Here is a 17,883-nt window from a genome sequence, read left to right as displayed (position 1 = left end):
CTCCGATTCCTTAAGCTTTTACCGTTTCTTCTTCTTCTTGCATGCCTCTGATCAAGACTTCTACTACTTCTTTACGGCTGAATGTACTTGGAGGAAGCTGACCGCTGCGAAGCATTTCTCTAACCTTTGTACCGGAGAGAATAACACGATCCTCTTTGCCATGTGGGCAAGTTTTCGTTGATGCCATGTTACCGCACTTATTGCAATAGAAACTATGTTCAAAGAAAAATAAAGTAATACCTAACTCCTCTTGAGTAAAATTACTAAAGATCTTTTGCGCATCATATGTTCCGTAATATTCGCCTACACCTGCATGATCACGCCCGACAATAAAGTGTGTGCAGCCAAAGTTTTTTCTCACCATTGCATGGAAAATGGCTTCTCTTGGCCCGGCATAGCGCATTGCTGCAGGGAAAACAGCTAAAAAGACACGATCAGCAGGATAATAGTTTTTCAAAAGAACTTGATAGCTTTCCATTCTGACATCAGCAGGAATATCATCAGATTTAGTTTCACCAACTAGTGGATTTAAAAATAAACCATCAACAGACTCAAGTGCTGTTTTTTGAATATATTCATGTGCTCTATGAACAGGATTTCTTGTTTGGAAACCAACCACGGTTTCCCAGCCCTTTTCTGCGAATATCTTTCTAGTATCTGCAGGGTCCAAGTGGAATTCTTGGAATTTATCACGAACGATACGTTTGATAAGTTTAATTTTCCCACCAATATAGACATTTCCACGACTATACAATTTCTTAACGCCAGGGTGAGCTTCCTCAGCGGTGCGATATACGTTCTCTGCTTCGAATGTCTTATCGGGACGATAAATATCGGATACAGTAATAACTCCATATGTTTCGTGATCAAATACTAGTCTTGCTTCATCGCCAACTTTGATGTTTTGTGCTGTTTCTTCTGAAATTGGTAGAGCAATCGGAATGCTCCATACCGTTCCATCTGCAAGACGCATCGTTTTAACAACAGACTCATAATCTTTCTGTTCCATAAATCCCTCAATTGGACTGTAGGCGCCCACACCAATTAGCTCAAGGTCACTTAATGCCATAAAGTCTATTTCAATTTCTTTTTCAATATTTTTATAGTCATAAGAAGGTTCCCAACGATTGATTAACGTGCCTCCATGTGGCTTACTAACTGTCATGTTCCATTCCTCCAAATTTTATTGTCAATTAAATGTCTATTATTCTTATTATTTTACTAGGATTATGTCCGAAAGTCCATTATTCATATTAATTTACTAGGAATAAATTTTATATTCCGCCTCCGCCTTCAAAGGTAGTCCGGCTTTCTTCCTTAATGGTTTTGACAAGGCTTATTATTCCCAATGTTGCAGCACATACGCTAAATAATACAACGACTGCGTACATATCAGAGTCTACAAACATTTTAATAAATCCATACGAAATGACAAGGGCCAAGAACGGGGATACAATCCATACTTTAACAATTTTACTGATAACCTTTGTTTTAAAAATTTCCTTGCCCTTTTGAGCAACGCCTAATCCCATAATCGCTGTACTTGTCACTTGTGTCAATGGAACCGGCAATCCAAAAAGTGAAGATAAGATTACAAGAACAGCTCCAGTTCCTGAAATAGCTCCACCTTCAAGCAAAGAAAATTTTGTGATCCTCTTAGCATTTGTTTGCAGGACACCTTTTCCAAGGAGAACAACGCCTATAGCAATAATAAAACCACCAATTAAAATTCCTGTATGTGTGGAGACAATTCCCGCACCAACAATTGGACCAGCTGCATTAGCCACATTATTCATTCCAGCTGAAAATGATTCAAAAAAGCCAACTATAATGACAAAAATGGATAGGATCTTTTTACATTTGCCTCTCTTTACTTGAGGAAATTTCTGTTCAATCCTTTTAATGACTTTACCGAACAGAAATCCGAATGAAAAACCAATAGCAGGAATCAGAAACCAAAACCCTACAATCACCAGTATATTATTAATAAAGAGTGCATGTTTAGCAACCCCTACACCAACCACTGCTCCAACGGTAATTTCACTGGTTGAAAGAGGTATACTTAAAATATTGGCAATAAACAGGGCGACTGCTGCAGATGATAAGATAATCAGAACAACCTTTACCGTCAAAAACTGATGGGGGATAATATTACTCCCAATTGTTTTAACAACTTCAGACCCCCCTAAAACAGCGCCTGCAAAAATAGCAATCCCGCAAAGCAGTAAGGCTAATTTCCGATTGGGGAGTGCACCGGATCCGTAGGGGATGCTTATGGAGGCAGCTGCCCCACTAGCCCCAATGTTTAATGCAAAAAACAAGGCGACGGCACAAGCCGCATAAGTTAATATCATTTAGATTCCCTCTTATAAGTGTAGTCCGCACTCTGTTTTACCGCTACCACTCCATCTTCCTGCACGAAGATCTTCTTCGTTCCAAACAGGATTTGTACAAGGTTTGCAGCCGATGCTTGGGTAACCTTTGTCATGAAGGATATTATATGGAAGCTGATTTTTATGTGCGTAGCGCCAGATATCCTTCCAAGTCCAGTGAATTAATGGACAGATTTTAATTGCTTTAAATTTATTATCTTTATTTAGGAACAGCGTATTTTTTCTTGTTTCGGATTGCTCTCTGCGCAAACCTGAAAGCCATGCTGTTGTACCGCTCAGTACCTCATTTAATGGAATGACCTTTCTAATTTCACAGCATTTATTAGGCTCTCGCTCCCAAAGCTTATCACCATATTGTTCAGCTTGTTGTTCGAGAGTAATTGCCGGCTTCTTCATTTCAATTCTTAAGTTTGGATACTTTTGTTTTACTTGGTCAATTAATTGGTATGTCTCTTCAAAGTGAAGATCAGTGTCTAGAAAAACTATTTTTGCACTGTCATTTACTTTTGAAATTAGATCGATAAGAACAATACCCTCGATACCAAAACTGCAGGCATAGATTAATTCATCATCGGAATAATTTTGATATGCCCACTGCAATACATTTAGTGCTCCCTTTGTATCATTATCAATCGGAAATTCCGGTAAAGAACTGTTATCGATTGATTCATAGGTAAGAAGCTCTGACATTTTTCTTCCTCCATTCATAAAGAAAACTCGCCGACTGGCAAGCCCAAAAGGGCGAAGACAGAGGCATAGTTGCACTCGCCAAAAAAACTTTCCATTTTGGAAAGCTTTCAAAGGTAATATATTTACCTTATCTTCCAAAATGGTCTCACATTTTGTTGGATTTAGCACCTTGCTTGCTGCAGGTTGCCGGACATCATGGGGCCAAGTCCCTCAGTCACTCTTGATAAGATGGATAAATGATTTTCAAAAACCAAAACGGAATATCGAAAAGCAAGCTTTTAATTCCAAGTTATTATATCGGTTTAATTTAATTTAACAGTATTCAAGGTAATTGTCAATGGAAAACTTAGAAGTTGTCAAAAAAATCAGGAATTAGATAAGAGGAATTTGAGGATGCAAAAAAGCAGATGGATCGTCACCCATCTGCTTCTTCTATTATTAATTAAAATTATCCTTCGATTACTGTAACAGATCCAGCGCCAACTGTACGTCCGCCTTCGCGAATAGAGAACTTAGTTCCATCTTCGATCGCAATAGGAGCGATAAGTTCAACTGTCATTTCGATGTTATCGCCAGGCATTACCATTTCAGTTCCTTCAGGAAGATGAACTACTCCTGTTACATCAGATGTACGGAAGAAGAACTGTGGGCGATAGTTTGAGAAGAATGGAGTATGACGTCCACCTTCTTCTTTAGAAAGAACATATACTTGTGCTTTAAATTTTGTGTGTGGCTTGATTGTACCTGGTTTTGCAAGTACTTGACCACGTTGGATTTCTTCACGAGCAACCCCACGAAGAAGCGCACCAATGTTATCACCAGCTTCTGCATAGTCAAGAAGCTTACGGAACATTTCAACACCAGTTACAGTTGTAGATTTTGGCTCTTCAGTTAAACCAACGATTTCAATAACGTCACCAACTTTAACTTGTCCACGCTCTACACGACCAGTTGCAACAGTTCCACGACCAGTGATTGAGAATACATCCTCAACAGGCATCATGAAAGGTTTTGCGTTGTCACGCTCTGGAGTTGGGATATAGCTGTCAACTGCATCCATAAGTTCGTTGATTTTTGCTTCCCATGCAGCGTCGCCTTCTAATGCTTTAAGAGCAGAACCTTTGATTACAGGAATATCATCACCAGGGAATTCATATTCAGTAAGAAGGTCACGAACTTCCATTTCTACTAACTCTAATAATTCTTCGTCATCAACCATATCACACTTGTTCATGAATACAACAAGGTAAGGTACGCCTACCTGACGAGAAAGAAGAATGTGCTCACGAGTTTGTGGCATTGGACCATCAGCTGCAGAAACAACTAGGATACCGCCGTCCATTTGAGCAGCACCAGTGATCATGTTTTTAACATAGTCAGCGTGTCCTGGGCAGTCAACGTGTGCATAGTGACGAGCATCAGTTTCATATTCAACGTGGGCAGTAGAGATTGTGATTCCACGCTCTCTTTCTTCTGGAGCACCATCGATTTGATCATATGCACGAGCTTCAGCTTTACCTTGCTTAGCAAGAACAGAAGTGATAGCAGCAGTTAAAGTAGTTTTACCATGGTCAACGTGTCCGATTGTACCAATGTTAACGTGTGGCTTTGAACGATCATATTTAGCTTTTCCCATTAGAAAAATCCTCCTTTGGATTAAAAAATTAATTTTAAGTATATTGGTATGAAAACTGCAAAATGAGCGCTCATCCTACAGTTTCCAGACTTACAAAAATAGTTATACTTTATAGTTTGGTGAAAATCAATTATTCACCTTTATTTTTTTTGATAATTTCTTCAGAAATTGACTTTGGTACATCTTCGTAGTGATCAAAGTGCATAGAGAATACTCCACGTCCTTGTGTACTAGAACGAAGTGCAGTTGCATAACCAAACATTTCTGAAAGTGGAACCATAGAACGAACTACTTGTGCATTACCGCGTGCTTCCATTCCTTCTACACGACCACGGCGAGAAGTTATTTGTCCCATAATATCCCCAAGGTATTCTTCAGGAATAACAACTTCTACTCTCATTATCGGTTCAAGGATAACTGGAGTACACTTCGAAGCAGCATTTTTAAGTGCTAAAGATGCAGCAATTTTAAATGCCATTTCAGAGGAGTCAACATCATGGTATGAACCATCAAAAAGTCTTGCTTTAATGTCAACTAAAGGATAACCAGCAAGTACACCTCTTTGAAGGGCATCTTTTAAACCAGCTTCAACAGCAGGAATATATTCACGTGGTACAACACCACCAACAATACCATTTTCAAATTCAAATCCTTTACCTTCTTCATTAGGTGAGAATTCGATCCAAACATCTCCGTATTGTCCGCGTCCACCAGATTGACGAGCAAACTTACCTTGAACTGATGCCGATGAACGGAAAGTTTCACGATAAGCAACCTGTGGTGCACCTACATTTGCTTCAACCTTAAATTCACGGCGCATACGGTCAACGATGATATCAAGGTGGAGTTCACCCATACCAGCGATGATTGTTTGTCCAGTTTCCTGGTCAGTATGTGCACGGAATGTAGGGTCTTCTTCTTGAAGCTTTTGCAAAGCAGTTGTCATTTTATCTTGGTCTGCTTTTGATTTTGGTTCAACTGAAAGTTGAATTACTGGCTCAGGGAATTGCATTGACTCTAAGATAACAAGATTTTTGTCATCACACAAAGTGTCGCCAGTTGTTGTATCTTTTAAACCTACTGCAGCAGCAATGTCACCGGCATAAACCTTATCAATTTCTTTACGGGAGTTTGCATGCATTTGCAGGATACGACCAATACGTTCGCGTTTACCTTTTGTTGAGTTTTGAACATATGAACCAGACTCAAGTGTACCAGAATAAACACGGAAGAACGTTAACTTACCAACATATGGGTCTGTCATTACTTTAAATGCAAGAGCAGAGAATGGCTCTTCATCACTTGAATGACGTTCGATTATTTCATCTTCATCATCAATATTATGACCTTTGATTGAAGGTACATCTAATGGAGAAGGAAGATAATCGATAACAGCGTCCAACATCAACTGAACACCTTTGTTTTTAAATGCAGAACCGCAAATAACAGGATAGAATTCAACATTAACAGTACCTTTACGAATAGCAGCTTTTAGCTCTTCAACAGAGATTTCTTCTCCACCAAGGTATTTTTCCATTAACACTTCATCAAGTTCTGCAACTGCTTCTACTAATTTTTCATGGTATTCGTCAGCTTGAGCTTTGTACTCTTCTGGAATCTCTCTGACTTCGATATCAGTTCCAAGATCATTGGTATAGAAATGAGCTTTCATTTCTACCAAATCAATGATTGCTTCAAACTGATCCTCTGCACCAATCGGTAATTGAATTGGGTGGGCATTTGCCTGCAGACGGTCATGTATAGTTCCAACAGAATACAAGAAATCCGCACCAATTTTATCCATTTTATTAACAAATACTACACGTGGTACTCCGTAAGTCGTTGCTTGACGCCAAACTGTTTCAGTTTGAGGCTCAACACCAGACTGTGCATCAAGTACTGCTACCGCACCATCAAGTACACGTAAAGAACGTTCAACCTCAACTGTGAAGTCTACGTGTCCTGGAGTGTCAATGATGTTAACGCGGTGGCCTTTCCATTGTGCAGTAGTTGCAGCGGAAGTGATTGTGATTCCGCGCTCTTGCTCTTGCTCCATCCAGTCCATCTGGGACGCACCTTCATGTGTTTCACCAATCTTATGGATCCGACCAGTGTAATAAAGAACACGTTCAGTGGTAGTCGTTTTACCAGCATCAATGTGAGCCATGATCCCGATATTACGAGTATTATACAAGGAGAACTCTCTTGCCATAATGTCTTTCTCCTTCCTTTTTTAAGTATTTTATTTACTAGTATTTCCTGATTGTGCATATGTAAAACAACGCCGGCTTGTAGAAACTAAACAAGCGGCGTGTTTCAATATGACGGTTAGATTACCAACGATAGTGTGCAAAAGCTTTGTTGGCTTCGGCCATTTTATGTGTATCTTCACGCTTCTTAACAGATGCGCCAGTGTTGTTAGCTGCATCTAAGATTTCGTTAGCTAAACGCTCTTCCATTGTTTTTTCTCCGCGAAGACGCGCATAGTTAACTAACCAGCGAAGACCTAAAGTAGTACGGCGATCAGGACGTACCTCAACTGGTACTTGATAGTTTGCACCACCTACACGGCGTGCTCTTACTTCTAATACAGGCATGATATTTTTCATTGCTGCATCAAAAACTTCCATTGGTTCTTTACCAGAACGTTCACGAATGGTGTTAAATGCAGAATAAAGGATTTCTTGTGACTTACCTCTTTTACCATCGATCATCATTTTGTTGATTAGACGAGTAACTAATTTTGAATTGTAAAGTGGATCAGGTAACACGTCTCTTTTTGCTACAGGACCTTTACGTGGCATTTTATTTCCTCCTTTCAAACAAGCTCTATTTATTTAATAAATTTATTTTTTAGCTGCTTTTGGTCTCTTAGTACCGTATTTAGAACGGCCTTGCATACGGTTGTTTACACCAGCAGTATCAAGAGCTCCACGTACGATATGATAACGTACCCCTGGTAAGTCTTTTACACGTCCTCCACGAATAAGAACAACACTGTGCTCTTGAAGGTTGTGGCCGATACCAGGAATGTATGCTGTCACCTCAATACCATTTGTCAAACGTACACGAGCATATTTACGTAACGCTGAGTTTGGTTTCTTTGGAGTCATTGTACCAACACGAGTACATACACCGCGTTTTTGTGGTGAAGACACATTAGTTTGTGACTTTTTGAAGCTGTTGTAACCTTTATTTAGCGCAGGTGATTTTGACTTTTCCTCTTTTGATTGACGAGGCTTGCGCACTAATTGATTAATAGTAGGCATTACTTTTTCCTCCCTTCATTTTTTCTAAGCCCACACATCCAGGTGGTTCATTTTTTTACAAAAAACAACGTCTTTGTAGTATGGTTGATCTACAAAAACAGTTTTTAATGAATAATAGCCACAGCTGCTGCACCAACTTCTATTCCACATGTTTTTCCAAGTTTCTTCTTTGAATCCACATGTACAACCGGAATGTTTGCATCGTTAGCTTGCTTGATCAGCAAATCTGTTACATTAGGATCTGCATCCTCTGCAACCACTAGCTCACTTACATTTCCTTCTTTCAGTGCCCTGACTGTTTGTTTTGTTCCAATAATAACTTTATTTGCCTGTAATACTTTTTCATAAGACATTTTCATATCCTCCAAAGTATCAGGTGAATGAAGCACCTTTGATATAGTATCATTTTTATACAGCCATGTCAAATAAATAATTGATTTTTTTCTTTAAAATGCGGTGCTTGCAAAAGTAGCAAGCACCGCTGGAATGAAGTTTACTCAATTGTTACTGTTTCTTCAGAAGTTGTATCTCTTAAAACAGGTTCAGCTTTACGGTAGCGTTGCATACCTGTACCAGCTGGAACAAGTTTTCCGATGATAACATTTTCTTTCAAGCCCAAGAGCTCATCACGTTTACCTTTGATTGCTGCATCTGTAAGAACCCTTGTGGTTTCTTGGAAGGAAGCAGCAGACAAGAAGGAATCCGTTTCAAGCGATGCTTTTGTAATTCCGAGCAATACTGGACGTCCAGTTGCTGGCATGTTACCAGATAACAATGCTTTTTCGTTGGCATCAGTGAATTGGTGAATATCTAGCAAGGTGCCAGGGAGTACATCTGTTTCACCTGCATCAATAACGCGAACTTTACGAAGCATTTGTCGTACCATTACTTCGATATGTTTGTCGCCAATTTCAACACCTTGCATGCGGTAAACTTTTTGCACTTCACGCAGCAGGTATTCTTGAACGGAGTTAACATCTCTAACTTTGATTAATTCTTTAGGGTCAATCGAACCTTCAGTTAATTCCTGACCATGCTCAATCTTATCGTTAATTGCTACTTTTAATCTTGATGTGTATGGAGCAGTATAGGTGCGTGATTCCACTTCACCCTGAATTACGACTTCATGCTGGCGGTCACGGCCTTCATTGATACCAACCACAACCCCATCAATTTCAGAAATAACGGCAACCCCTTTTGGATTACGCGCTTCAAAAATTTCCTGAATCCGCGGTAAACCTTGAGTGATATCGGCTCCGGCAACCCCACCAGTGTGGAATGTACGCATTGTTAACTGTGTACCTGGTTCACCAATGGATTGGGCTGCAATGATTCCAACCGCTTCACCGACTTCAACCTCTTGGCCAGTTGCAAGGTTACGGCCATAACATTTCTTACAAACACCATGACGCGTATTACAAGTAAAGGCAGTACGAATCGAAACTTCCTCAATACCTGCTGCGACAATAACCTCAGAAAGATCTTCTGTTATTAATTCATTTTCTGCAACAATAACTTCTTTTGTTTCAGGGTGTTTGATTGCTCGGCGAGCATAGCGGCCAATTAGACGCTCATCTAAAGCTTCAATGATTTCATTTCCGTCTTTTAGAGCTTTAATTATTAAACCACGGTCTGTGCCGCAATCATCTTCACGAATGATAACATCCTGAGCAACGTCCACGAGACGACGTGTTAAGTAACCTGAGTCTGCTGTCTTAAGGGCTGTATCAGCAAGACCTTTACGGGCACCATGGGTAGAGATAAAGTACTCTAATACCGTTAAACCTTCACGGAAACTTGACTTGATTGGCAACTCAATAATCCGTCCAGCCGGGTTGGCCATCAATCCGCGCATACCAGCAAGCTGAGTAAAGTTCGATGCATTACCACGGGCACCAGAGTCACTCATCATAAAGATTGGGTTTGTTTTATTCAAGGATTTCATTAGTTTTCCTTGAATCGTATCCTTCGACTGACTCCAAATAGAAATAACACGGTCATAACGCTCATCCTCTGTAATCAAACCACGTCTGAATTGCTTCATAACGTTATCTACTTTGATTTGAGCTTCATGAAGAATTTCCTGTTTCTCACCTAATACGACGATGTCAGCGACCCCAACAGTAATACCAGCTTTTGTTGAATAAGCAAATCCAAGGTCCTTCATACGGTCAAGCATTTTAGACGTTTCTGTTATTTTGAAACGTTTGAATACCTCTGCAATGATATTTCCAAGAATTTTCTTTTTAAACGGATCAACTAGTGGCATCGATTTAATTCGCGCAACTACATCTTCACCTTTTTCAACAAAATACTTTTCTGGTGTTTTGACTTCTAAGTTGTCTCTTGTTGGCTCATTAATATATGGGAATGACTTCGGCAGAATTTCATTAAAAATAAGTTTTCCAACTGTCGTAATTAACAGCTTCTCATTTTGTTCTTCCGTAAATGTCTCATTGTTCAATGAACCTGCATGTACAGCGACCCTTGTATGGAAGTGTACATATCCATTTTGATATGCAATCAATGCCTCATTTATATCTTTAAAAATCATACCTTCACCGACTGAGCCTTCTCGTTCTAGGGTGAGGTAATAGTTACCAAGTACCATATCCTGTGAAGGTGTAACAACCGGTTTACCATCTTTAGGGTTCAAGATGTTTTGGGCAGCGAGCATAAGTAACCGTGCTTCTGCTTGCGCTTCCGAAGATAACGGTACGTGTACAGCCATCTGGTCTCCATCAAAGTCTGCATTATAAGCAGTACATACAAGCGGATGCAGACGGATCGCACGACCTTCTACAATGGTTGGCTCAAATGCCTGAATTCCCAATCTGTGAAGAGTTGGGGCACGGTTTAAAAGTACAGGGTGCTCCTTAATAACATCTTCAAGCACATCCCAAACTTCTGGTGACACTCGTTCAATTTTGCGTTTTGCAGATTTAATATTATGTGCTAAGCCTTTTTCAACTAATTCCTTCATGACAAAAGGCTTGAATAATTCAATTGCCATTTCTTTTGGCAGTCCGCATTGATACATTTTTAAATTTGGACCAACGACAATAACGGAACGTCCTGAATAGTCAACACGTTTTCCTAGCAAGTTCTGACGGAAACGGCCTTGTTTCCCTTTTAACATATGGGAAAGTGATTTTAATGGTCTGTTACCAGGACCTGTTACAGGACGACCACGGCGTCCATTGTCGATTAATGCATCAACAGCTTCTTGGAGCATCCGCTTTTCGTTTTGTACGATAATGCTTGGTGCACCAAGGTCTAATAAACGTTTTAAACGGTTATTACGGTTAATAACACGACGATAAAGGTCATTCAAATCAGATGTTGCAAATCTTCCGCCATCTAATTGAACCATAGGACGAAGTTCCGGCGGAATAACTGGAAGTACGTCAAGGATCATCCATGAAGGTTCATTTCCTGAACTGCGAAATGCCTCAATCACTTCAAGGCGTTTAATGGCACGTGTACGACGCTGGCCTTGAGCCGTTTTTAACTCTTCCTTTAAGAAATCGGCTTCTTTATCTAAGTCGATATCAAAAAGCAACTTTTTAATTGCTTCAGCACCCATTGATGCCTGGAACTTATTACCATACTTATCGCGGTATGCGCGGTATTCTTTTTCGGATAATAGCTGTTTCTTTTCCAGAGCAGTATCGCCGGATTCTGTTACAACATAGGAGGCAAAATAAATGACTTCTTCTAAAGCACGAGGTGACATGTCCAAGACAAGTCCCATCCTGCTAGGGATCCCTTTAAAGTACCAGATATGGGAAACAGGTGCTGCTAATTCAATATGTCCCATGCGTTCACGACGAACTTTTGCCCTCGTTACTTCAACACCGCATCGGTCACAAACTACGCCTTTATAACGAACACGCTTATATTTTCCGCAGTGGCACTCCCAGTCCTTTGTTGGACCGAAAATTCTTTCACAGAATAAGCCATCCTTTTCAGGCTTTAATGTACGATAGTTAATGGTTTCTGGCTTTTTCACTTCACCGAAAGACCAAGAACGGATTTTATCCGGTGATGCAAGGCCGATTTTCATATATTCAAAATTATTAACGTCCAGCAAGGGGCCTACCTCCCTTTTGATCTCAGGTTTTACCCTATTTGCGAAAAAAGTGGCAGCGCACGCCCCAACCCCTTGAGACAAAAGCCAAGAGCCATTGAAGACTGTTTGTCTTCAAGCTGATTTTAACGATCGTCTTAAGGGGCTTGTGCGCTCCTGAAAAAGCTTATGCTTTTCGATTGAATAGGCAGCAGCCTATTCATGTGCAGCTAATTTATTCTTTTATACCAACCTTTTCTGATTCAAGGTTTTCTGGCGCAATATTTAAAGTGTCGACTTGTTGCAAGTCTTCTTCATCATCTAAGTCCCGCATTTCAATTTCTTCCTCATCGCCGGACAAGATCTTCACATCCATACCAAGACTCTGAAGTTCTTTGATTAAGACCTTGAATGATTCAGGAACACCTGGCTCCGGAACATTCTCACCTTTAACAATTGCTTCATATGTCTTCACACGACCAACCACGTCGTCTGATTTTACAGTTAGGATTTCTTGAAGTGTATAGGCAGCGCCATATGCTTCAAGGGCCCAAACCTCCATCTCACCGAAACGCTGACCGCCAAATTGTGCTTTACCGCCAAGTGGTTGCTGCGTAACAAGTGAATAAGGTCCTGTCGAACGAGCATGAAGTTTATCATCAACCATGTGTGCGAGCTTAATCATGTACATGACACCAACAGAGATACGATTATCGAATGGTTCTCCAGATCGGCCGTCATATAGGATTGTTTTCGCATCACGCGCCATGCCAGCTTCTTCAATCGTTGACCAAACATCTTCCTCACGCGCACCGTCAAATACAGGCGTTGCAACATGAATGCCAAGTGCTCTAGCTGCCATACCAAGATGAAGCTCAAGTACCTGACCGATGTTCATCCGTGATGGCACCCCTAGTGGATTTAACATGATATCTACAGGTGTACCGTCTGGAAGGAATGGCATATCCTCTTCAGGCAAGATTCGGGAAATAACCCCTTTATTACCATGGCGTCCTGCCATTTTGTCACCTTGATGGATTTTACGCTTTTGGACGATGTACACACGTACTAATTGATTAACTCCTGGTGGCAGTTCGTCACCATCTTCACGATTAAACACTTTCACATCATGAACAATTCCGCCGCCGCCATGTGGTACTCTTAGTGACGTATCACGTACCTCTCTGGCTTTTTCACCAAAGATCGCATGGAGCAAGCGTTCTTCCGCAGTAAGCTCTGTCACACCTTTAGGCGTAACCTTACCAACAAGCAAATCACCGTCTTTTACTTCTGCTCCAATTCGGATAATTCCACGCTCATCAAGGTTACGAAGCGCATCTTCACCTACATTTGGAATATCACGTGTGATTTCTTCTGGTCCAAGCTTTGTATCACGAGATTCTGATTCATATTCTTCAATATGGATTGATGTATAAACATCGTCTTTAACGAGACGCTCACTCATGATGATGGCATCCTCGTAGTTGTAACCATTCCATGTCATGAAGGCAACCAGCACATTTCGTCCCAGTGCAAGCTCACCTTTTTCCATTGAAGGTCCATCACCTAGAACTTCACCTTTTACAACTCGGTCGCCGACGCTTACAATCGGACGTTGGTTATAACAAGTTCCTTGGTTAGAGCGGACAAATTTTAGCATTTTATATTTATCAAGGTCACCCTTGACTTCTTGACCATCAATTTCAACAATTCGGCGGACCCAAACTTCACGGGCCTCAACGTGTTCAACAATACCCGGATGCTTACAAATAACAGCAGCACCTGAGTCTTTTGCAGATACATATTCCATACCTGTACCAACGCGTGGTGCTTCTGGCTCCATTAGAGGAACAGCTTGACGCTGCATGTTTGCTCCCATCAACGCACGGTTTGAGTCGTCATTTTCAAGGAACGGAATACAAGCAGTTGCAGCCGAAACAACCTGTTTAGGTGATACATCCATGTAATCAATACGATCACGATTGATAACAGTGTTTTCACCACGGAAACGGGCAACGATATCTTCATCAAGGAATGAACCATCGTCGCCAAGACGAGAGTTTGCCTGTGCTACTACATAGTTATCTTCTTCGTCTGCTGTTAAATAATCAATTCGGCCTGTTACTTTACCAGTATCAGGGTCGATACGGCGGTAAGGTGTTTCAATAAAACCGAAACGATTCACTTTGGCATAAGATGATAACGAGTTAATTAAACCAATGTTTGGACCCTCTGGTGTCTCAATCGGACACATACGGCCATAGTGTGAATAGTGAACGTCACGAACTTCCATTCCGGCACGTTCACGTGTCAATCCACCAGGTCCCAGCGCTGATAAACGACGCTTATGTGTTAACTCAGCCAAGGGATTCGTTTGATCCATGAACTGAGACAACTGTGAGCTTCCAAAGAACTCTTTGATCGAAGCTATAACAGGGCGAATATTGATTAATTGCTGTGGTGTAATGGTTGCTGTATCTTGAATCGACATTCTTTCACGAACAACACGTTCCATCCGAGATAAACCGATACGGAATTGGTTTTGCAAAAGCTCACCCACAGAACGTAAACGTCTGTTTCCTAAATGATCGATATCATCGGTATCTCCTACACCATGCAGTAAGTCAAAGAAGTAACTGATGGATGCAATGATATCAGCATGAGTTATATTTTTAATTGGCTCAGGAACATAGGCGTTCCCAATTACATTAATGGCTTTCTCGTTTTCATCATTTGGAGCGTAGATTTTGATCGATTGTAAAACAATATCCTCATCTACAACACTTCCAGCAGGATGATAACTGCTGAAATTGATATTTTTTTCAAGTGCAGGCAAGACCCGATCCAAGTTACGACGATCAAGAATTGTGCCCTTTTCAGCAATAATCTCACCTGTTTCAGGGTCAACAAGAGATTCTGCTAACCGCTGATTAAACAAGCGATTTTTAATATGAAGTTTCTTATTGATCTTATAACGGCCAACACTAGCTAAATCATAGCGTTTTGGGTCAAAAAATCTAGAAACCAATAAACTCTTTGCATTATCTACAGTTGGCGGTTCACCTGGACGCAGACGCTCATAAATTTCAAGAAGCGCTTTTTCTACACTTTCGGTGTTATCCTTTTCCAATGTGTTACGAAGATACTCATTGTCTCCAATCAATTCAATGATTTCTTGATCAGAGCCGAATCCAAGAGCACGCAAAAGAACCGTAACGGGCAGCTTCCGAGTACGATCGATTCTGACATATACGACGTCTTTGGCGTCTGTTTCATATTCAAGCCAAGCGCCGCGGTTCGGAATCACAGTAGCCGTAAATCCTTTTTTTCCGTTTTTATCAACTTTTCCACTGAAATAGACACTCGGAGAGCGTACTAGCTGGGAAACAATAACACGTTCTGCACCATTGATGACAAATGTTCCTGTTTCCGTCATAAGTGGAAAATCGCCCATAAAAACATCCTGGTCTTTTACTTCACCTGTTTCCTTGTTTACAAGACGTACTTTTACTCTTAATGGTGCTGAATATGTAACGTCCCGTTCTTTCGATTCCTCAACAGAATACTTTGGTTCGCCAAGGCTGTAATCAATAAATTCTAGAGATAGGTTACCAGTAAAGTCTTCAATTGGAGAAATGTCTTGGAACATTTCACGCAATCCCTCATCAAGAAACCATTGATATGAAGAGGTTTGGATTTCAATTAAATTTGGTAATTCTAAAACTTCACTGATTCGCGCGTAACTCCTACGTTGGCGGTGCCGTCCATACTGAACAAGTTGACCTGTCAACTGATTCACCCCTCAAATCAAGCGTATTAAGTAATAAATGTATTGCATCCCGTGAAAGCTAAAGAAACCTTTCATAGGACAAAAAGAAAAAGGGTTTTTTAACTCAAAAACCACATTTTTACATTTTTTGATTATTATTTTGTCATTTTTCCCTTATTAATCCTTTTTTATACCTTAAATGTAGATTAAAAGGAATAATTCGGAAAATGGTATCTTGGCATTTTATAATAATAACACAGTGATATTCTCGAGTCAAACTTTTTTTGATTTTATGATAAAATATCCTTTTTCTTTGTCAACTGTTTCAACTTCCGAAAAAAGTTCTTTTAGTTTTTCAATGGCTGAAGGCGCCCCTTGCTTCTTTTGAATCACGACCCACAACTCACCATTTTCTTTAAGATGGTCATAGCTTTGCTCAAAAATCTCATGGACGACCTTTTTCCCCGCCCTAATTGGTGGGTTTGTTAGAATGGCAGCAAAATTGTCCTCTGTCACATTTTGAAGCCGATCACTCTCATAAATCTTCACATTTGAAATCTGATTTAGCTCAGCATTTTCTTTTGCCAGCAGAAGTGCACGTTCATTCACATCTACCATATGGACAAGGCGTTGTTGATCCAACTTTGCGGCAGATAAGCCTATCGGCCCATAGCCGCAGCCTACATCTAAAATCGGCCCTTCCACCTCAGGGAGAGTAAAGGTTTCAATTAATAATTGCGAACCAAAATCAACCTCTCTTTTGGAAAAAACACCATTATCGGTTTTAAAACGAAAACGAAAATCTCTTAGGGTAAAATCCCAGTATTTTGGATCACTTTCCACCTTTTGCGTTCGGGAATAATAGTGTTCTGACATAGATTCACCTCCGAAGAAATAGAATATGAAGGAGTTTGAGGATTGTCATTACATGTTGCCACACTCTTCATAGCTACTTTTAATATAGCCAAAAAAAGCCCGCCTAAGCAGCGAGCTTTTTCAAATTGCAATTACTTAACTTCGACGTTTGCTCCAACTTCTGCAAGCTTAGCTTTAACTTCTTCAGCTTCTTCTTTAGAAACGCCTTCTTTAACAGCCTTAGGAGTGTTGTCAACAAGGTCTTTTGCTTCTTTAAGTCCAAGACCAGTGATTTCACGTACCACTTTGATAACTTTAATTTTTTGATCTCCAGCGCCAGCTAGGATAACATCAAATTCAGTTTGCTCTTCAACAGCTGCAACAGCTACGCCGCCCATTGCTACAGGAGCTGCAGCAGTTACGCCGAATTCTTCTTCGATAGCTTTTACTAGATCGTTAAGTTCTAAAACAGTCATATTTTTAACTGCTTCAATGATTTGTTCTTTAGTCATGATTAATTTTCCTCCTTAATTTCGGTTCGATTTATTCGATAAACGTGTAATGACAGATTAACTTACGCGCCTTGTTCTTCTTTTTGGTCTGCAACAGCTTTTGCAGCAAGAGCAAGATTGCGAATTGGTGCTTGTAGTACGCTGAGTAACATAGAAAGTAAGCCTTCGCGTGAAGGTAGTTCAGCAAGAGCTTTAACATCTTCAACTGTTGCGATATTCCCTTCGATTACACCTGCTTTTAATTCAAGTGCCTCGTGTTTTTTCGCAAAGTCGTTTAAGATTTTAGCTGGTGCTACAACATCCTCAGTACTAAACGCAATAGCGTTTGGACCTGTTAATGCAGTATTTAAGCCTGCAAGATCTGCAGCTTCTGCAGCACGGCGAGCCATTGAGTTTTTGTAAACTTTGAATTCAACGCCTGCTTCACGAAGAGTTTTACGAAGTTCAGTTACTTCAGCAACTGTTAGACCACGATAGTCAACGACGATTGTAGATTTGCTTGCTTTCATTTTCTCTGCAATCTCATCTACGATTTGTTTCTTTTGTTCGATTACGCTGCTCATTCTTACACCTCCTGTAGATTTTTTACATTTATACCAGGTAAGTAAAAACCTCCATACCCTTACAGACATGGAGGTGGAATGCGGTTCATACTAAAAAGCAATTCTATCGCATTACCTCGGCAGGAAA

13 protein-coding genes, 1 riboswitch and 1 other annotated feature (1 of these 15 running past the window's edge) are annotated in these 17,883 nt (G+C 40.4%); all 13 genes read right to left on the bottom strand.

Going from position 1 to position 17,883, the window contains the following annotated elements; genetic code table 11:
• Positions 1-10: 10 nt before the first annotated feature.
• Complete coding sequence (gene sat / locus RCG17_RS13870; protein WP_308175663.1) at positions 11-1,165, bottom strand: sulfate adenylyltransferase; 1,155 nt, start codon at positions 1,163-1,165, stop codon at positions 11-13.
• 109 nt (positions 1,166-1,274) lie between these two features.
• Complete coding sequence (locus tag RCG17_RS13865) at positions 1,275-2,354, bottom strand: sulfate permease (RefSeq protein WP_308175662.1); 1,080 nt, start codon at positions 2,352-2,354, stop codon at positions 1,275-1,277.
• Between the two features lie 12 nt (positions 2,355-2,366).
• Positions 2,367-3,083, bottom strand: a complete 717-nt coding sequence (locus RCG17_RS13860) for a phosphoadenylyl-sulfate reductase (protein WP_308175661.1) — start codon at positions 3,081-3,083, stop codon at positions 2,367-2,369.
• Positions 3,084-3,207: 124 nt separating this feature from the next.
• Positions 3,208-3,313: riboswitch (SAM riboswitch) on the bottom strand.
• A 218-nt stretch (positions 3,314-3,531) separates the two neighbouring features.
• Positions 3,532-4,719, bottom strand: coding sequence for an elongation factor Tu (gene tuf / locus RCG17_RS13855; protein WP_308175660.1), 1,188 nt, complete (start codon positions 4,717-4,719; stop codon positions 3,532-3,534).
• 130 nt (positions 4,720-4,849) lie between these two features.
• Positions 4,850-6,931 carry an elongation factor G gene (fusA, locus tag RCG17_RS13850; RefSeq protein WP_308175659.1) on the bottom strand — a complete coding sequence of 694 codons (2,082 nt, stop codon included), beginning with the start codon at positions 6,929-6,931 and terminating at the stop codon, positions 4,850-4,852.
• A gap of 121 nt (positions 6,932-7,052) precedes the next feature.
• On the bottom strand, positions 7,053-7,523 hold the full coding sequence (gene rpsG, locus RCG17_RS13845; protein WP_308175658.1) for a 30S ribosomal protein S7: 471 nt from the start codon (positions 7,521-7,523) through the stop codon (positions 7,053-7,055).
• 42 nt (positions 7,524-7,565) lie between these two features.
• Positions 7,566-7,988 carry a 30S ribosomal protein S12 gene (gene rpsL, locus RCG17_RS13840; RefSeq protein ID WP_026565517.1) on the bottom strand — a complete coding sequence of 141 codons (423 nt, stop codon included), beginning with the start codon at positions 7,986-7,988 and terminating at the stop codon, positions 7,566-7,568.
• Between the two features lie 104 nt (positions 7,989-8,092).
• Entirely contained in the window at positions 8,093-8,341 is a 249-nt protein-coding gene (locus tag RCG17_RS13835) for a 50S ribosomal protein L7ae-like protein (protein ID WP_308175657.1), read from the bottom strand.
• 140 nt (positions 8,342-8,481) lie between these two features.
• Complete coding sequence (rpoC, locus tag RCG17_RS13830) at positions 8,482-12,081, bottom strand: DNA-directed RNA polymerase subunit beta' (protein WP_308175656.1); 3,600 nt, start codon at positions 12,079-12,081, stop codon at positions 8,482-8,484.
• Between the two features lie 211 nt (positions 12,082-12,292).
• Positions 12,293-15,847 carry a DNA-directed RNA polymerase subunit beta gene (gene rpoB, locus RCG17_RS13825; RefSeq protein WP_308175655.1) on the bottom strand — a complete coding sequence of 1,185 codons (3,555 nt, stop codon included), beginning with the start codon at positions 15,845-15,847 and terminating at the stop codon, positions 12,293-12,295.
• A 252-nt stretch (positions 15,848-16,099) separates the two neighbouring features.
• Positions 16,100-16,702, bottom strand: coding sequence for a class I SAM-dependent methyltransferase (locus RCG17_RS13820; protein WP_308175654.1), 603 nt, complete (start codon positions 16,700-16,702; stop codon positions 16,100-16,102).
• 131 nt (positions 16,703-16,833) lie between these two features.
• Entirely contained in the window at positions 16,834-17,193 is a 360-nt protein-coding gene (rplL, locus tag RCG17_RS13815) for a 50S ribosomal protein L7/L12 (RefSeq protein ID WP_308175653.1), read from the bottom strand.
• Between the two features lie 62 nt (positions 17,194-17,255).
• Positions 17,256-17,756: a 50S ribosomal protein L10 gene (gene rplJ / locus RCG17_RS13810; RefSeq protein WP_308175652.1), complete on the bottom strand. Its 501-nt coding sequence runs from the start codon at positions 17,754-17,756 to the stop codon at positions 17,256-17,258.
• A 33-nt stretch (positions 17,757-17,789) separates the two neighbouring features.
• Positions 17,790-17,883: a sequence feature (ribosomal protein L10 leader region), on the bottom strand (it continues 47 nt past the right edge of the window).

Origin of the sequence: Neobacillus sp. PS3-12 (genome assembly GCF_030915385.1) — a bacterium.
Lineage (GTDB): Bacteria > Bacillota > Bacilli > Bacillales > Cytobacillaceae > JAEVLT01.
Note: the sequence above shows the minus strand (reverse complement) of the source record. Positions and strands in the feature narration are given on the sequence as shown.

Excerpts from the sequence above, each read along its gene's own strand:
- sat (WP_308175663.1), bottom strand. The coding sequence starts at position 1,165 with ATGACAGTTAGTAAGCCACATGGAGGCACGTTAATCAATCGTTGGGAA.
- RCG17_RS13865 (WP_308175662.1), bottom strand. The coding sequence starts at position 2,354 with ATGATATTAACTTATGCGGCTTGTGCCGTCGCCTTGTTTTTTGCATTA.
- RCG17_RS13860 (WP_308175661.1), bottom strand. The coding sequence starts at position 3,083 with ATGTCAGAGCTTCTTACCTATGAATCAATCGATAACAGTTCTTTACCG.
- tuf (WP_308175660.1), bottom strand. The coding sequence starts at position 4,719 with ATGGGAAAAGCTAAATATGATCGTTCAAAGCCACACGTTAACATTGGT.
- fusA (WP_308175659.1), bottom strand. The coding sequence starts at position 6,931 with ATGGCAAGAGAGTTCTCCTTGTATAATACTCGTAATATCGGGATCATG.
- rpsG (WP_308175658.1), bottom strand. The coding sequence starts at position 7,523 with ATGCCACGTAAAGGTCCTGTAGCAAAAAGAGACGTGTTACCTGATCCA.
- rpsL (WP_026565517.1), bottom strand. The coding sequence starts at position 7,988 with ATGCCTACTATTAATCAATTAGTGCGCAAGCCTCGTCAATCAAAAGAG.
- RCG17_RS13835 (WP_308175657.1), bottom strand. The coding sequence starts at position 8,341 with ATGTCTTATGAAAAAGTATTACAGGCAAATAAAGTTATTATTGGAACA.
- RCG17_RS13820 (WP_308175654.1), bottom strand. The coding sequence starts at position 16,702 with ATGTCAGAACACTATTATTCCCGAACGCAAAAGGTGGAAAGTGATCCA.
- rplL (WP_308175653.1), bottom strand. The coding sequence starts at position 17,193 with ATGACTAAAGAACAAATCATTGAAGCAGTTAAAAATATGACTGTTTTA.
- rplJ (WP_308175652.1), bottom strand. The coding sequence starts at position 17,756 with ATGAGCAGCGTAATCGAACAAAAGAAACAAATCGTAGATGAGATTGCA.